Annotated in this window: 16 protein-coding genes; all 16 read left to right on the top strand. The window is 46.4% G+C overall.

Going from position 1 to position 17,196, the window contains the following annotated elements; all coding sequences use genetic code 11:
• Window positions 1-3: 3 nt before the first annotated feature.
• The 16 genes from J3998_RS01750 to J3998_RS01675 all read left to right on the top strand — a co-directional run bounded on the left by J3998_RS01750 (window position 4) and on the right by J3998_RS01675 (window position 17,192).
• Complete coding sequence (locus J3998_RS01750; protein ID WP_208147004.1) at window positions 4-297, top strand: STAS domain-containing protein; 294 nt, start codon at window positions 4-6, stop codon at window positions 295-297.
• A gap of 49 nt (window positions 298-346) precedes the next feature.
• Window positions 347-1,297 carry an ABC transporter ATP-binding protein gene (locus tag J3998_RS01745; protein WP_208147002.1) on the top strand — a complete coding sequence of 317 codons (951 nt, stop codon included), beginning with the start codon at window positions 347-349 and terminating at the stop codon, window positions 1,295-1,297.
• Complete coding sequence (locus J3998_RS01740) at window positions 1,291-2,055, top strand: ABC transporter permease (protein WP_208147000.1); 765 nt, start codon at window positions 1,291-1,293, stop codon at window positions 2,053-2,055. Before J3998_RS01745 ends, J3998_RS01740 begins: the two co-directional genes overlap by 7 nt.
• Window positions 2,056-2,071: 16 nt before the next feature.
• Entirely contained in the window at window positions 2,072-2,290 is a 219-nt protein-coding gene (locus J3998_RS01735; RefSeq protein ID WP_208146998.1) for a BolA family protein, read from the top strand.
• A 25-nt stretch (window positions 2,291-2,315) separates the two neighbouring features.
• Entirely contained in the window at window positions 2,316-3,575 is a 1,260-nt protein-coding gene (murA, locus tag J3998_RS01730; protein WP_208146987.1) for a UDP-N-acetylglucosamine 1-carboxyvinyltransferase, read from the top strand.
• Between the two features lie 62 nt (window positions 3,576-3,637).
• Complete coding sequence (hisG, locus tag J3998_RS01725) at window positions 3,638-4,270, top strand: ATP phosphoribosyltransferase (protein ID WP_208146975.1); 633 nt, start codon at window positions 3,638-3,640, stop codon at window positions 4,268-4,270.
• Window position 4,271: 1 nt separating this feature from the next.
• Window positions 4,272-5,573 carry a histidinol dehydrogenase gene (hisD, locus tag J3998_RS01720; protein WP_208146964.1) on the top strand — a complete coding sequence of 434 codons (1,302 nt, stop codon included), beginning with the start codon at window positions 4,272-4,274 and terminating at the stop codon, window positions 5,571-5,573.
• A 102-nt stretch (window positions 5,574-5,675) separates the two neighbouring features.
• On the top strand, window positions 5,676-6,413 hold the full coding sequence (locus J3998_RS01715; RefSeq protein WP_208146962.1) for a Nif3-like dinuclear metal center hexameric protein: 738 nt from the start codon (window positions 5,676-5,678) through the stop codon (window positions 6,411-6,413).
• Between the two features lie 263 nt (window positions 6,414-6,676).
• Window positions 6,677-7,294: a ubiquinol-cytochrome c reductase iron-sulfur subunit gene (petA, locus tag J3998_RS01710; protein WP_208146953.1), complete on the top strand. Its 618-nt coding sequence runs from the start codon at window positions 6,677-6,679 to the stop codon at window positions 7,292-7,294.
• Window positions 7,294-8,532 carry a cytochrome b gene (locus tag J3998_RS01705; RefSeq protein ID WP_208146951.1) on the top strand — a complete coding sequence of 413 codons (1,239 nt, stop codon included), beginning with the start codon at window positions 7,294-7,296 and terminating at the stop codon, window positions 8,530-8,532. Before petA ends, J3998_RS01705 begins: the two co-directional genes overlap by 1 nt.
• Entirely contained in the window at window positions 8,533-9,192 is a 660-nt protein-coding gene (locus J3998_RS01700) for a cytochrome c1 (RefSeq protein ID WP_208146949.1), read from the top strand.
• 118 nt (window positions 9,193-9,310) lie between these two features.
• A complete protein-coding gene (locus J3998_RS01695; protein ID WP_208146947.1) occupies window positions 9,311-10,870 on the top strand; it encodes an FMN-binding glutamate synthase family protein in 1,560 nt (519 codons plus the stop codon).
• Entirely contained in the window at window positions 10,870-12,234 is a 1,365-nt protein-coding gene (radA, locus tag J3998_RS01690) for a DNA repair protein RadA (protein ID WP_208146945.1), read from the top strand. The genes J3998_RS01695 and radA overlap by 1 nt, the downstream gene beginning before the upstream one ends.
• Before the next feature lie 116 nt (window positions 12,235-12,350).
• Window positions 12,351-13,592, top strand: coding sequence for an OmpP1/FadL family transporter (locus J3998_RS01685; RefSeq protein ID WP_243750549.1), 1,242 nt, complete (start codon window positions 12,351-12,353; stop codon window positions 13,590-13,592).
• A 12-nt stretch (window positions 13,593-13,604) separates the two neighbouring features.
• Window positions 13,605-15,671 (top strand): lipase, encoded by a 2,067-nt coding sequence (locus J3998_RS01680; protein ID WP_208146934.1) that lies wholly within the window; start codon window positions 13,605-13,607, stop codon window positions 15,669-15,671.
• Between the two features lie 222 nt (window positions 15,672-15,893).
• Window positions 15,894-17,192, top strand: a complete 1,299-nt coding sequence (locus tag J3998_RS01675; RefSeq protein WP_208146932.1) for an OmpP1/FadL family transporter — start codon at window positions 15,894-15,896, stop codon at window positions 17,190-17,192.
• Window positions 17,193-17,196: the final 4 nt, after the last annotated feature.

Raw genomic sequence — 17,196 nt, 5'->3', positions numbered from 1 at the left:
TAGGTGGCGCAAGCAATCCCTTCTTTACATTGGCAACCTGAATCGGGTTGCCTAAAACTTCCGCAAGAATTAACTATCCTTAATTTGGATGGATGGGTTAAGGCGCATAAAGTTTTGAGTCTGCCGGTTCAGTGTGTGGATTTTGCCGAGAATCAAAAGATGGACTCTTCGGTTTTGGCATTGATTTCTCACTGGGCGGTTGCTTCTTCACAGCCAATTTCGATTTTGCATTGCCCGCAACAGGCGCATACGTTAATCGAATTGTATGACCTGCAGGAGTTGGTTGAGCTCAATTAAACTCAATCAAGTCTTAGTATTCTATTAAACCTCAAGTCCGGTTACTCCTATGTCAGCAGTAGAATTTTGTAATGTTAGAAAACACTATGCCGATTTGCAGGCATTAAAAGGCGTTAGCTTTTCTGTTGAGGAAGGCTCGTTTTTTGGTTTGCTTGGCCCGAATGGAGCCGGTAAGTCCACCTTAATCAATGCGATGTCCGGCTTAGTGGTTCCGTCTTCCGGTTCGATTAAGGTCATGGGTAAGGATGTGATTAGTGATTACCGAGAAACTCGTCGTTCTTTAGGGCTGGTTCCGCAAGAACTCATTGCCGATCCGTTTTTTAATATCCGCGAATTATTGAAACTTCAGTCAGGTTATTTTGGTTTGAAGGGCGCTAAACAAAATGCTTGGATTGATGAGTTGTTAGAGCGTTTGGCTTTAACCGATAAAGCGGATTCGTTAACTCACCAGTTATCCGGTGGTATGAAACGTCGCGCCTTGATTGCCATGTCTTTGGTTCACAAACCGCAAGTTCTGGTATTAGATGAGCCGACTGCCGGTGTTGATGTCGACCTGCGCCGAACTCTGTGGGAATTTACTCGCGAACTGCATAAAAACGGTCACACCATTATTTTGACTACGCACTATCTTGAAGAAGCGGAAGCCCTGTGCGATAAGGTGGCGATTATGCAAAAAGGTCAGATTAAGGCGTTGGATAAAACCTCGGCATTGCTTTCCAAGCATGCTTACCGTTATTTGAAAGTCAGTGTGCCGCAGTCTTATCTGCAACAGCAGGCACCGTTGCCACCGGCTTTGCAAAATCTTTTGGTTGAGGACGAAGCCAGCGCTTTGGTGTTTAAAGTTGATAAAGAAGTCGCTCTCGGAGAAATCTTGGGACAGCTACATCAAGCTCAAGTGCCGGTTGAAGACATCAGTAGTCGTGATGCGACTTTGGAAGAGGTGTTTATTGACTTAACAGCCGATAGTGGTGAAGTGCAGCAAGGAGAAGGCAAATGTTAAATTGGGCTGGAACTTGGGCGCTCTTTTTAAAAGAGGTGCGTCGTTTTAATTCGGTCGCGGTGCAGACCGTTTTTGCGCCGATTGTCGCGACTCTACTTTATCTCTTGGTGTTCGGGCAGGTTATTGATTCAAAAACTGATGTCTTTAGCGGTTTAGCTTACAGCCAGTTTTTGATTCCCGGTTTGGTAATGATGGCGATTTTGCAAAATGCTTTCTCGAATAGTTCATCCAGTCTGATTCAGTCGAAAATGCACGGTAATTTGACCTTTGTGCTGTTAAGTCCGATTTCGCCATTGGAATTCTATATTGCCTTTACTGCGGCAGCGATAGTGCGCGGTATTGCGGTCGGCTTAGGTATTTTGATTGTCGGTGCTATCGCTTTTGATCTGACTTGGCAGGCTCCGCATTGGATTATTATCTTTGCGGTTCTGAGTGCTGCGATGATGGGCGGGCTTGGGATGTTGGCTGGTATTGTCTCCGATAAATACGATCATCTCGCTGCGTTTCAGAACTTTATTATCATGCCGCTGACCTTTTTGAGCGGGGTCTTCTATTCGATTCAGGCATTGCCGGAGTTCTGGCAGAAGGCGTCGCATTTTAATCCGTTCTTTTACATGGTCGATGGTTTTCGCTATGGATTTTTCGAGAAGGCCGATGTCAGTATCTACCTGAGTTTGTCGGTGACGTTGCTGTTCGTCATAGTGGTTTCTGCGATAAATCTGATTTTATTAAACAAAGGCGTTAAAATACGCGAATAATTCTTTTGGAGTAGCTATGTCGCCGGAGACAATTCGTCAACGAATTCAAGAAGTTCTGCCTGGTAGCACGGTAGAAACAAGTGGTGCCGATTGCAGTTTTGCTGTGATTGTGACCAGTGCCGAGTTTGAAGGTAAGCCGCCAATTAAGCGTCATCGTATGGTGAACGAAATTTTCAAGGCAGATATTGAAAGCGGTGCGCTTCACGCACTTTCAATTAAAACCAAAACTCCTTAATCTAATAGCGCGATTACACTTTACGATGGATAAACTTGTTATAAACGGCCAGAGCAAATTATCTGGCACGGTAGAAATTTCCGGTTCTAAAAATGCAGCTTTACCGATTTTAATGGGCTGTCTACTAGCTGAAACGCCGGTGAAACTTGGAAATGTTCCACATCTAATGGATGTCACCACAACCTTGCATCTGCTTGGAGCTATGGGGGTCGATATTCTGTTTGATGAAAATTGTTGTATTGAAATTGATGCATCGAAAGTGAATCATCGTGAAGCGCCGTATGAGCTTGTGAAAACCATGCGGGCTTCGATCTTGGTTTTAGGGCCTTTATTGGCTCGTTTTGGCGAAGCGAAAGTGTCTTTGCCGGGCGGTTGTGCGATTGGTTCGCGTCCGGTGAATATTCACTTGGACGGTATGGAAGCCATGGGAGCAACCATTGATGTGCAAGACGGTTATGTTGTTGCCACAGTGGAAGGTCGCCTGCAAGGTGCCGATATTGAAATGCCGGTGGTCACGGTTACCGGTACGGAAAACTTGCTGATGGCAGCGGTGCTGGCCGAGGGCGTTACGATTCTACGCAATGCCGCACGCGAGCCGGAAGTTACCGATCTTGCGCAATTCCTGGTGAAGATGGGAGCTAAAATTACCGGTATCGGGACTGATACATTGGTGATTGAAGGTGTTAAAAGACTGAACGGTGTTGAATACCGCGTCATTCCAGATCGTATTGAAGCGGGAACTTATTTAGCGGCAGCCGTTTTAACGCAGAGTATTTTGACGGTAACTAAAGTGGTTCCACAGCACTTAAAAGCCGTTATCGAAAAATTTAAAGAAGCGGGTGCCGATGTCTGTTGTACGGCGGAAACCATTACCATCGATATGCAAGGACGCAAGTTACGCCCGGTTGATATATCCACCGCCCCATATCCGGATTTTCCGACCGATATGCAGGCGCAGTTTTTAGTAATGAATTGCGTTGCCGAAGGTAAGTCAAAAGTCGAAGAAAATATTTTTGAAAACCGCTTTATGCACGTTTCAGAATTGGCGCGTATGGGGGCAAAAATTGACGTTGATGGCAATACGGCCTTGATTCACGGTGTGGAGCAGTTGAAAGGTGCGCGCGTTATGGCGACCGATTTACGTGCTTCGGCCTGTTTGGTTTTAGCCGGTTTGGTTGCCGAAGGTGAAACTGTGATTGATCGTGTTTATCACATCGATCGAGGCTATGAACTAATTGAAGAAAAATTCCATAAGATCGGTGCGCATATTTACCGCCGTACATAATTTTGTACCGGCTTTGCCTCGATTTTGAACCCAATTTATAAATGATTTATTGACCAGTAGTTATGAATGAACAGTTAACGATTGCCCTATCGAAAGGGCGTATTTACAAAGATACTTTGCCGCTACTAGAAGCGGCGAATATCATTCCGCAGGAAGATCCGAGCAAAAGCCGTAAGTTGATTATTCCGACTAACCACGACAATGTTCGTCTATTGATTGTCCGTGCTACCGATGCACCGACTTATGTTGCGCATGGTGCGGCGGATATCGGTGTTGCCGGTAAAGACGTATTGATGGAAGCACCATCAGACAATATCTATGAGCTGCTGGATTTGGAAATCGCCAAATGTAAGTTAATGGTTGCCGGCCCAGAAGTAGAAAAGCCACACGGCCATCGCCTGAAGATTGCTACCAAATACATTAAATCAGCGCAAGCTTACTATGCTCAAAAAGGTGAGCAGGTTGATTTGATTAAGCTTTACGGTTCAATGGAAATCGCGCCGCTAATCGATTTGGCCGATCGTATCGTTGACCTAGTTGATACCGGTAATACGCTAAAAGCCAACGGCTTAGTGCCAATGGAGCATATTGCGGAAATCAGCTCGCGTATGATTGTTAACCAGCATGCGTACAAAACCAAATTCAACCAAATTAATGAAATCGTCCAACAATTTAAATCAGTGATCGAGAAATAAGATGTTAAATATTCGACGTTTATCTGCTAACGAAGCAGGCTTTAGAGAAGAACTAGATAACCTATTGGCGTGGGAAACGGTATCTAACCAGTCGGTCAATGATATCGTTAATGAAGTTTGCGCGCGCGTTCGTTCGGATGGTGATGCGGCGCTATTGGAATACACCGCGAAATTCGACCGTATGCAGCTTGAGACGGGTGCTCAGCTAGAAATTCCAAAAGTGCGTCTACAGCAAGCACTGGAAACCATTCCGGCAGCTCAGCGTGAAGCGCTAGAGATTTCTGCGCAGCGTGTTCGTGACTACCATGAGCGCCAAGTGCAAGATTCATGGACCTATGAAGAAGCGGACGGCACTATGCTAGGTCAACAGGTGACGCCGCTTGATTCAGTTGGTCTGTATGTTCCGGGTGGTAAGGCAGCTTACCCTTCATCGGTCATCATGAATGCGATTCCGGCGAAAGTTGCTGGCGTTGAAAGGCTAATCATGGTTGTGCCGACGCCAGACGGTGAAGTCAACGAAATGGTTCTTGCGGCAGCGGCTATCTGTGAAGTTGACGCAGTATTTACACTCGGTGGTGCGCAAGCGGTTGCAGCCCTAGCTTACGGTACGGAAACGGTGCCAGCGGTTGATAAGATTGTTGGTCCAGGGAATATCTTCGTTGCGACAGCTAAGCGTCTGGTATTCGGTACGGTTGGTATTGATATGATTGCCGGTCCTTCTGAAATCCTCGTTTACTGTGACGGTAAAACCAATCCGGATTGGATTGCAGTTGACCTGTTCTCGCAAGCCGAGCACGATGAAGATGCGCAAGCGATTCTAGTCACTCAAGACGCGGAATTTGCAGATAAAGTTCACGCGAGCATGACTAAGCTTATCGAAACCATGCCACGTAAAGAAATTATCGGTACTGCGTTAAAAGATCGTGGCGCGATTATCGTTGTGGATAATGAAGAGCAAGCGATTGAAATGATTAATATCATTGCGCCTGAGCACTTGGAGCTGTCGGTTGATGATCCGAAGGCACTCTTGCCTAAGATTCGTCATGCGGGTGCAATCTTTATGGGTCGTTTCACTGCGGAAGCTCTAGGTGATTACTGTGCAGGTCCTAACCACGTACTGCCGACTTCTCGTACTGCGCGTTTCTCTTCTCCTCTGGGGGTATATGATTTCCAGAAACGTTCGAGCTTGATTATGGTTTCTGAAGCGGGCGCAAATACATTAGGCAAGATTGCTGGTGAGCTTGCTGACGGCGAAGGCCTACAAGCGCACGCCGCTTCAGCTCGTTACCGTGTAAAAGACTAATTTAGTTATTTTTTAACTGAATTATATTGAAAAGCCACTGGTCTAATTGATAGGCCATGTGGCTTTTTTCACAAATAAACTGCTTAAAACAAGGAGGTTGTGATGCAAAGACAAGCGTTACAAGCTTATATTGATGAGCTTTTAGAAGTTAACCTTTATAAAGATTATGCGCCGAATGGCTTACAGGTTGAAGGTAAATCCGAAATCAAAAAAATGGTTACCGGTGTCACGGCTAATCAAGCTTTAATTGATGCTGCGATAAGATTGAATGCGGATGCAATTTTGGTTCATCACGGATATTTTTGGAAAAGTGAACCGCAGCAGATTATTGGTTTCAAAAAGCGCCGTATCAAAAGTCTATTGATTAATGACATTAACTTGTTTGGGTATCATTTACCTCTAGATGGGCATGCCGAATTGGGTAATAATGCGCAGCTTGGTAAGTTATGGCAGCTGGATAATATTGAACAGGACGGTTTGGTTTTTACTGCTAAGCTGGAAACGCCAGTCAGTGTTGAAGAATTTTATGATCGAGTTTATGAAACCTTAGATCGCAAACCGCTTTGGTTACAGGGCGGGCCGGGTATTCTTAAAACTGTATCTTGGTGTTCCGGCGGGGCGCAAGGCTATATCGATAAAGCGATTGCTAAGGGGGCTGATCTGTTTATTAGCGGTGAGGTTTCCGAGCAGACCACGCATTTGGCACAGGAATGTGGGATTCATTATTTTGCAGCAGGGCATCATGCGACAGAGCGATTAGGAATCAAGGCGCTAGGTGAGCATTTGTCAGAGAAGTTTAATTTGGATGTCACCTTTATTGATATCGATAATCCGGTGTAAAATCGGTATAAACCTTATATTTGTCAATTTTATGGCTGTTAATAGAAAAAATTTATTAATAGCTCTATAAGTAGATACTGATTTAAGTTTAGTAGCTGCTTATGTAGAATAGTTGCGTTTTATTTGTTGGTAAGAGAAACCTTGCCACACATAATTACCATAACGACAAGGTTTAAAGTTTTTCCGAGAAATTAGAAAAGCTTTTAATCTCAAGTTAGACAAGAATGGGCTTGATAGTCGGTTCTCAAACTAGGAAGACAGCTATGTCGATAGAAGAAAATAAAAACTCTAGTGTAGACCTTAAGCGCCGAAGAATTTTAACCGGTGCAACAGGTGTTGTCGGAGCGGCAGGTGCCACTTTCTTAGCGGTACCGTTTGTGAGTTCTTGGCAACCGAGTGAAAAAGCCAAGGCGGCTGGTGCGCCAGTCAATGCGGATATTAGCAAACTGCAACCGGGACAAATGTTAACCGTAGAGTGGCGCGGTAAGCCAGTGTGGATTGTACGTCGCACACCGGAAATGCTTGCTGCCTTGCCAAAATTGGATGAAGAGCTGCGTGATCCAGCTTCTAGTGAATCAGATCAGCCGCAGTACTGCCAGAATGCAACCCGTGCCGTAAAAGAAGAATATCTTGTTGTGGTCGGTGTTTGTACTCACTTAGGTTGTGCGCCGCTGTACCGTCCTGCTATTGGTTCGCCTGATGTAGGTGAAGATTGGCAAGGTGGCTTTTTCTGCCCATGTCACGGTTCGCGTTTTGATTTGGCCGGTCGCGTATTTAAAGCGGTTCCTGCACCGACTAATTTGGAAATTCCGCCATATCATTTTGTTACCGACAGTATTGTGCGTATTGGTGAAGGTCCTGCACAAGGAGGCGTTGCATAATGGCTGAACATAAGAAATTTGAAGCCAAGAACGGTACGGTTCTTGGCTGGTTTGATCGTCGCTATCCTCTGGTTAGTACATGGAACGAACACGTTGGCGAATACTATGCGCCGAAAAACTTTAACTTCTGGTACTTCTTCGGTTCATTAGCGCTATTAGTATTAGTGAACCAATTCGTCACTGGTATCTGGTTGACCATGAGCTATAAGCCGAGCGCGGCAGAAGCCTTTAACTCGGTTGAATACATCATGCGTGATGTCGAATGGGGATGGTTGATCCGCTATATGCACTCGACTGGCGCCTCGGCATTCTTTATCGTCATCTACTTGCATATGATGCGCGGCTTGATGTACGGCTCCTATAAGGAACCACGCGAGCTGGTGTGGATTATCGGTATGCTACTGTTCCTCGTGTTGATGGCAGAAGCGTTTATGGGGTATCTGCTTCCTTGGGGGCAAATGTCATATTGGGGTGCTCAGGTAATCATCTCGCTATTTGGTGCGATTCCTCTGGTTGGACCGGATTTAGCTTTGTGGGTACGTGGTGACTATATTATTTCTGATGCCACTTTGAACCGCTTCTTTGCGCTACACGTTATCGCGTTGCCATTGGTACTGTTGATTCTTGTATTCATGCACATTGTTGCACTACACAAAGTCGGTTCTAACAACCCGGATGGTATTGAGATCAAAAAGGTTAAGAATAACCAAGGTTTGCCGAAAGACGGTATTCCGTTCCATCCTTATTATTCCGTGAAAGACTCGATGGGTGCGGTATTCTTTGCGATTCCGTTTGCGTTAATCGTATTCTACTGGCCGGAAGGTGGTGGTTTCTTTATTGAGCCGCCTAACTTCGAACCGGCTAACCCGCTGAAAACGCCTGAGCACATTGCGCCGGTATGGTACTTCACGCCGTTCTATGCCATTCTGCGTGCGGTTCCAGATAAGTTCCTAGGGGTTGTGGCAATGGGTGCGGCGATTATGTTCCTGTTCGCTATGCCGTGGTTAGATCGTTGTAAGGTGCGTTCAATCCGTTATCGTGGCCTATCGTTTAAACTCTTGTTGGCGATGTTTGTAATCAGTTTCATTATTCTTGGTTACCTAGGTACGCAACCTGCCACAGCAACGCTAACGTTGCTTGCACAGATCTTTACGGCGACTTATTTCCTTTTCTTCTTGATTCTGCCGTATACCTCGGCCAGAGAGAAGACCAAACCAGTACCAGAGAGGGTGAGATAGATGAAAAAATTATTTTTACTAGCTAGCTTCTTGGTGTTGTCAATCTTGGGCGCTGCGCAAGCAGCCGGCGGCCCGGCGATTGAGCTGGAAAAAGCAGAAAATAATCTACGAGATCAAGATTCACTGCAACGTGGTGCGATTCTGTTCTCAAACTACTGTATGGCATGTCACTCAGTTAAGTATATGCGTTATAACCGTATTGCTCGTGACATCGGATGGACCGATGAAGATGCGATTGCCAAAATGGCTTATGGTCAAAACAAAATCGTTGATAACGTGATGACTCGTATGCAGCCCGGCGTTGGTATGGAAGTCTTAGGTACCGAGCCGCCTGATTTGTCTTTGATGGCGCGTTTGAAAGGCCCTGATTATATCTATACTTTCTTGCGTGGTTACCACCAAGACGAGAATGGCAACTGGGATAACATTGCTCTGAAAGGAACGTCGATGCCGAACGTTCTGGAAGGCATGCAACGTCACTCAGCACCGGACGACTATGCACAAGCGGCTCGTGACATCACTAACTTCCTTGAGTACGTAGGTGAGCCAGCTAAACTGGATCGTCATGATCTAGGCTGGAAAGTGATCGCTTTCTTGTTGGTGCTGCTGTTACTGAGTTATCTGTTGAAGCGTGAATATTGGCGAGATATTAAACATTAAGCTGATTTGCTGCTAAGCAAAGTATATAAGCCCGTAATGATAGTTTCATTGCGGGCTTTTTTTGTGCCCGATTTCATGGCATTCTTGCAGTTGAGTTTTTGCCTAATTGGGAGGGCTTATGCAAATTGTTATGGACGGTACGCAATTGGTATTGCACTGGATGTCGCTATTATTTGTGTTTACCGTCGGCACGATTGTCTTTTTGTTAGTCCTTTTTTACCTGCAAGACCGGTTCCAAACCGATCATGCCATTCGCCGCAACTATCCGGTCATCGGTCGTTTTCGTTATCTGTTTGAATATTTCGGCAAATTCTTTCGCCAATATCTGTTCGCCGCCGACCAAGAAGAGCGGCCGTTTAATCGTGCGCAACGTTCATGGGTGTATCGAGCTGCTAAAGGTTTGTCGACAGTACAAAGCTTCGGTTCGACCCGTGATAATAGCCATCCCGGCAAAATCCTGTTTGTGAACTGTGCATTTCCGATGTTGGAAAAAGATGCAGTGACTTCTCCGCCAATGGTCATTGGTGAGGACTGTAAGCATCCGTATCGCGCCCAGTCGATGTTTAATATTTCCGGCATGAGTTATGGTGCTCTGTCAAAACCCGCTGTTCGGGCTTTGGGGCAAGGCGCAAAACTGGCAGGTTGTTGGTTGAATACGGGTGAGGGGGGTGTTTCGCCTTATCATTTAGAAAGCGGTTGCGATATCGTTGCGCAAATCGGTACTGCCAAATATGGGTTCCGCGACAAGAATGGAAATCTCAGTAATGAGAAGTTGCGCGAGATTGCTGCACATGAACAGGTCAAAATGTTCGAGTTGAAACTAAGCCAAGGGGCTAAGCCGGGGAAAGGCGGCATTCTGCCGGCAGCAAAGGTGACCGCTGAAATCTCTGAAATTCGCGGAATTCATCAAGGCGAAATTTCGATTAGCCCAAACCGCCATTCCGATATTGGCAATAACCAAGAATTGCTGGAGATGATCCAGCATTTACGCGAAGTTACCGGTAAGCCGGTCGGTTTTAAGTTCGTGATGGGATCACACGATTGGATTACCTCATTTTGCCAAGACTTGCTTGATTTTGGCGAACAGGGAACTCCCGATTTTATTACTCTAGACGGCGCTGAAGGTGGTACCGGTTCTGCACCGGTGGCATTGATGGATGATGTCGGTTTGTCGATTAACGAAGCCTTGCCGATGTTGGTTGACACGCTCGATCAATATCGACTTCGCCCGCGTATTAAAGTCATCGCTTCCGGTAAGCTGATTAATCCGACCACCGTTGCATGGGCAATCGCGATGGGAGCAGACTTTATCAACTCGGCGCGCGGTTTTATGTTCTCGCTCGGCTGTATTCAAGCAATGCAGTGCCATCAAGATACGTGTCCGACCGGCGTCACCACGCATAACCCAAAACTGCAACGCGGATTGATTCCGGCAAAGAAAGCGCATCGGGTGGCTAATTATCACAAGGCGTTGATTGCCGAAGTCGAATCCATTGCGCACTCTTGCGGTGTTGCCGAACCCCGTCAGCTCAGTCGTGCACATGTTCGCAAAGTCATGTCGCGCGGCACTTCAAAGAGTTTTGCCGAACTTTATCCATCGGTCATGCCGCAAGAGGATGCCGACTTTAAAGGAATCGCTATAATGAGCGCAGCACAAAACGTTAGGAAAATGGATTAATGGCAAAAAGCAAAACCGCTTTTGTCTGCACCGACTGTGGTGCGGAGTATGCGCAGTGGGCCGGTCAATGTCAGGCCTGTAAATCATGGAATACCCTTAAAGAGATTAAATTAAGCGGCGCTAAAAAGGCCGCTAAAAGCAGTGGTAGTAGTTATTCCGGAGCCGCCGATTCGCAAGTGCAATCGATTAAGGATGTTGATCTGTCCGAAGTGCCGCGTATCAGTTCAGGAATGAGCGAGCTGGATCGTGTGTTGGGTGGGGGCATCGTTCCTGGTTCGGTGGTCTTGATTGGTGGTGATCCTGGAGTAGGTAAATCTTCAATCTTATTACAAGTGATGTGTGCGCTCAGTACGCAGATGAAAGTGTTGTATGTGACCGGTGAGGAATCGCTTCAGCAGGTGGCGAGTCGTGCTAAGCGTATGGAACTGCCGGATGAACAATTGCGTTTATTGACGCAAACCGATGTTGAAGATATTTCTATCGCTGCGCAGAAAGAACAGCCGAAGGTGATGGTGGTTGATTCCATTCAAACCATGCAGCTTGCGGATGTCGGCAGTGCTGCCGGTGGCGTCTCCCAAGTTCGCGAAAGTGCCGCTTTTCTTACTCGTTTTGCCAAGCAAAATAATATCGCCATTTTTTTGGTCGGTCACGTTACCAAATCCGGTGAGGTTGCCGGGCCGCGGGTATTGGAGCATATTGTCGACAGTGTACTGTTTTTGGAAGGCCAATCCGATAGTCGTTTTAGAACCCTGCGCGCGATTAAAAACCGTTTTGGAGCGGTCAATGAACTGGGGGTGTTTGCCATGACAGAAAAGGGCATGCGCCAGATTAAAAACCCGTCGGCGATTTTCCTAAGTCGTGGTGAAGAAGCGGCGCCCGGTTCAGTGGTAATGGTCATCTGGGAAGGCTCCCGTCCACTTTTGGTTGAGGTTCAAGCTTTGGTTGATGAATCGCCATATGGCGCACCTAAACGCGTCACCGTTGGTTTGGAGCAAAATCGCTTGGCGATGCTATTGGCGGTCATGCATCGTCACGGAGGGATTCAAGCCGGTGACCAAGATGTTTATGTCAATGTGGTTGGTGGTGTTAAGGTCTTTGAAACCAGTGCCGATTTGGCGCTCCTCAGCGCGATTCTTTCCAGTATGCGTAACCGCCCAATTGATCAAGGGGTGATTGTCTTCGGTGAAGTCGGACTGGCCGGTGAGATTCGTCCGGTTCCGAGTGGGCAAGAACGTCTTTTTGAAGCGGCTAAACACGGTTTTACCCGTGCAGTAGTGCCGTTTGGTAATGTTCCGAAAGGCGGCATTCCGGGGATGGAAATTGTCGGCGTCAAAACGCTTCAGCAAGCACTGGATGCTTTGTAATCATATAAAGCCTTGATGATATTAAATTTCTCTATGGTGATACAGCTGGTTTTTAGCGCTCTGGGCAAATGGTGTTGCTAGAATATGGGCGTTTTATTTCTTATTTAGGAGTCCGAATGAAGGCTTTTCAATCTAAAGTTTTATTAATGGCGATGGGCTTAGCGCCGCTTTCAGGGCAGGCGTCTGGTTTTGCGTTGATTGAGCAGAGCGCCAGTGCGCAGGGGTTGTCGTATGCCGGTGCGGCAGCGTTTGCCGAAGATGCCAGTATTATGTGGTTCAACCCAGCCGGTCTGACTAAGATTGAAAACAATCAACTGATTGCCGCCGGTCATGTCATAAAGCCTTCGGCACAGTTTGCGAATGACGGATCTTATATTCTGACTGAAGATAATCTGATTACTGGTGCTAATGATGACGGCGCTCAAACCAGTTTCGTTCCAAATTTCTATTGGAAAGGGCAATATCAGGAGCTTGATATTGGTCTTGGCATTAATGTTCCATTCGGTTCGACGGTTGAATACGATCAGGATTGGGTCGGTCGCTATCATGCCGTGTACACGGCAACCAAAACGGTTAATATTAATCCGGCTTTTGCGGTCAAACTGCATCCGCAAGTCAGTTTCGGTGCCGGTTTGAATATTCAGTATATCGATGTAAATCTGACTCAAAAAGTTGACTTGGGCGACCAAGAAAATGACGGCTATGTTGATCTACAGGCTGACGGTATCGGCTACGGTTTTAATTTCGGTTTCCTGTATGACTTGGATAACGGCGCCAATATCGGCTTGAGTTACCGTTCGCAAATCAAGCATCATGCAACCGGTGATGCCGATTTCACCGCGATGCCATATCAAGACCAAGGGATTGAGTCGACGGTGACTCTGCCTGCCAGCGCTTCGTTGAGTATCGCTTACCCGTTTAGTGACAAAATCAATATCTTGGCGGATGTGACTTGGACTGGTTGGTCGAGCTTTGATGAATTGCGTATCGAGTTTGATAGTAAGGAAGATTCGGTCCAACCGGAAGAATGGAATGACATTATGCGTTATTCATTCGGCGCAACTTACCAGTATTTGCCAAATTTGATTCTGCGTACCGGTGTTGCTTATGATCAGACCCCGATCCCGAGTGACGATTTACGTACACCGCGTATTCCAGATAGTGACCGTGTTTGGCTGTCGTTCGGTGCAGGTTATCAATGGAATAAAGCGATGCGCATCGATGTTGCTTATAGTCATCTTTGGGGCGGAACCGGAGGCATTGAAGCCGTCAGTTCCGATACTGGCGCGCACGTTCTGCAAGGAAGCTTTGATACCAAGGTGGATATCCTGAGTGCACAGCTGGTTTGGAATTACTAAGGAGCGAAACCGATGAAATTAACGACACTTAGTAAAGTGACTAAAACTTTTTTAGCCGGTGCATTTCTGTCTTCAACCGCGCTACTAACTGGCTGCGGTGGTTCTGATCAAGAAATAAGCTTGGAACCGGTCAATGCGGATGCATCCGGCTATGTGGTCATGAACTTTGCTTTAAGCGATATTCCGTTTCCGCATGATGCGCTGTTTTCAGGAAGCACGGATGGCACTTTAAATATTCCGGTCGATGACCCTGAGAATTATGCCGACCCGCGTGTGGCGATGAATGCTATTGATGGGTTTTCCACTTCTGCGCCGATTACTTTTAAAACGAGTCAAGCTTTAGAGATTGCTGATAGTAATACCAATGGCTTATCGGATATTTTTGAGAGCGGCGTGGCGGTTTATAAAACATCGGTTGTGATTGATCCTGAAACTCACGCCCGAGTGATAACGGCGATTGATAAACAGTTAGTTCCAGGCGTAGATTACTTTCCTGTTGTCAGTGATGCTGAAACGGATGCAAAAAATATTGCGATTCTGCCGTTAAAACCACTTGAGCCGAAAACGACCTATTTGATTACCGTAAACAATACAGTGGTCGACAGTGATGGCGATCCGCTAAAGAAAAGCATTTATTACAGCGCTCTATCCGGTACTGAATCTCTGGTAGGAACGGTTTATCAAGAATTGGAGCCACTTCGTCAATTGACCTTAGCGCACTTAAGTGCCATAGCAGGTGAAGGTCATAATACTGACAATGTGGTGGCTTCGTGGAGCTTTACCACTCAGTCAATTGGTGCGGTTTTAACTGATGTACAAACGCAAGTTAGCAATAGCTCTTTAGGTGTGGTGGACACTGGAAAAGACACTTCTATTGTTGGCGGTGCCGGGTTGGCTCAGCTTTATGCCGGAACTATGTCAGTGCCTTATTACAGTGGGACTCCAAGTGAGGCTAATCCTATTGCGCCACTGAATACTTTTTGGAAAAGTGCAGATGGTGCTCTATTAAGCTTCTTGAATACCACGCCGGCTAAAAATGCTGATGCGACCATTCCGGTATTGATGTCGGTGCCGAAAATTGGCACTAAACCGGATGCCGGTTGGCCGGTGGTTATTTTCCAGCATTCAGTTACGGAAAGTCGTACCAATCTGTTAGCTATTGCAGATACCCTTGCGAATGCGGGCTTTGCTGCGGTGGCAATCGATATGCCATTACATGGAGTTACCGACACGGAAAGTGCTTTGTATATGGGAGCACTTGAGCGAACCTTTAATGTCGACTATGTGACGCAAGACGGTGAAGATGTGCTTGCCGCTGCGCCGGACGGGGTCATTGATACTTCCGGACGTCATTTTATTAACCTAAGTCACCTAGTGGTAACGCGTGATAATTTGCGTCAGGCGGTATCGGATTTAATGCAGTTGCGCTCTGCATTGGAAAATTTTCAGAGTGGTGGCTTGTTAGATGCCTCGCAAGTTTCATTCGTTGGGCACTCCCTTGGCGCGATGGTTGGTGGTATTTACCAAGCCTTTGAGCCGGCTGATGAAGCGGTTTACGCGATGCCGGGACTGCAAGCCCCCTATCTGTTGGCGGCTTCTGCAAGTTTTGCCCCGGAAATTGAAGCGGGTTTAGCGGCGCAAGGTGTGGTCACTGGCTCTTCCGAGTATCAGCAGTTTCTGCTAGCGGCGCAAACGGTGGTCGATTCGGCTGATCCTGTAAATTATGTGTCGCATCTCGCTAATAACACTTTGTTGTTTGAGGTGGTCGGTAATGAAGTGTTGGGTAATGTCCCTGATCAGACTATTCCAAATGCGGTGGCAACTGCGCCATTGGCAGGAACGAATCCATGGATTGCTTTGCAGGATTTGAATCTGGTTTCTCCCTCGGCTAATGTGCTAACGGCAGTGAGTGACGGCAAAGGTGTTATGCAGTTTACTGATGGACATCATGGTTCCATTTTAATTCCGAGCGATGGGAATGATGTCGTAGTAACGCAAACCATGCAGGAGGCAATGGCGAGTTTCCTTGCTTCGGGTGGCACGAGCGTTACAGTCTCTGATGACTCGACGGTGAAATAAATTTCTATTTATTTACGTCTATAATCCCCGCTAAATGCGGGGTTTTTTATTGTCTGACGTTTTGTATTCCTAAGCTTCTCTTACTGGCTAAGGTTTTGTACTAATCTCCACGCTTTATTCTTACCCTAGAGCATTTAATCGGTGAATAAAATTTACCTGTTAAAATACGCGGCATAAAAATTAATAACGAAAACAATAAGATAAAAACTAAGCGATACGGTTATGAGGCATTTCAAACATCTAGCACTAATTTCGATGATTCTTCCATTTGGTCAGTTGCAGGCGTCCGGCTTTGCCTTGATCGAGCAGAGTGCTAGTGGACAAGGGCTTTCCTATGCGGGAGCCGCTGCCAATCCAGAAGATGCCAGTGTAATGTGGTTTAACCCTGCCGGTTTAACGCAAATCAAAGGTGACCAGATTGTCGGAGCTTTGCATGTTATTTCGCCTAAGTTGGCTTTTAGTAATGAGGGCAGTTTCCAAAGCCAAGAAATTCCGATTATCGGTGCGGGTGGCCCAATTGATGGGGCAGATGATGATGGTGCGCAATTAGGGCTGGTGCCGAATTTTTTTTGGAAGACTTCTTATGGTGAAATCGACTTTGGTTTCGGTTTGAATGTTCCTTATGGTTCGCATCTGCTGTATGACGAGAGTTGGGTCGGGCGCTATCATGCGGTGGAGACCGATTTAAAAACGGTTAACCTTAACCCTGTGATGGCTACGAAAATTACCTCTTGGCTTGCATTTGGTGCTGGCCTGAATGTGCAATATGTCGATTTAATATTGACGCAGGCGATGAATAATAACTTGTCTTTAGAGACTGATTCAGCTGATGGAGAGGCTTTGGCACAGGCCGACAGTATCGGTTTTGGCTATAACCTAGGCTTGCTGTTCACTCCGACCGATAGCACCACTATTGGTTTAGCTTATCGTTCCAAGGTTAACCATTCTGCAGAAGGTGAAATTACCTACAGCAATATTACCGACACTCTTGCTTATAATACGGTCAATGTTGAAAACGGTACCTTTGGTGTGAGTTCGGATGTCAGTCTGCCGGCGACCACTATGCTGAGTGTGAAGCAAGAAATTGGCGATAAATTTGCGCTGCTTGCTGATGCGACTCTGACTGAATGGAGTCAGTTTAAAGAACTGGTGATTGAATTTGATTCTGAGCAGGATGATTTAAATTCTCGCCAAGGTTTTGAGGATGCATGGCGTTATTCAATTGGCGCGCTTTATCATAGTTCTCCAAGTCTGACTTGGAGAACCGGTTTTGCCATTGATCATACGCCGGTTCCAAATGCTGACAGCCGGAGTCCTCGAACTCCAGATTCAAAACGTACTTGGTATTCGGTTGGGGTTGGTTATCAAATGACCAAGTCACTGAAAATGGATTTGGCTTATAGTTATCTGAAAGGCGAAAAAGCGCCGGTTAACTACACAACCGACGATGTACATTTTCTGATTGGGGACTATGAAGCTGAAGTGGATATTTTCAGTGGTCAGCTGGTTTGGAGTTACTAGGGTC

The sequence above is a fragment of the Thiomicrorhabdus marina genome (genome assembly GCF_017571465.1).
GTDB classification, from domain to species: Bacteria; Pseudomonadota; Gammaproteobacteria; order Thiomicrospirales; family Thiomicrospiraceae; genus Thiomicrorhabdus; species Thiomicrorhabdus marina.
The sequence above is the reverse complement of the archived record's forward strand: the minus strand, read 5'-3'. Positions and strand labels throughout refer to the sequence as shown.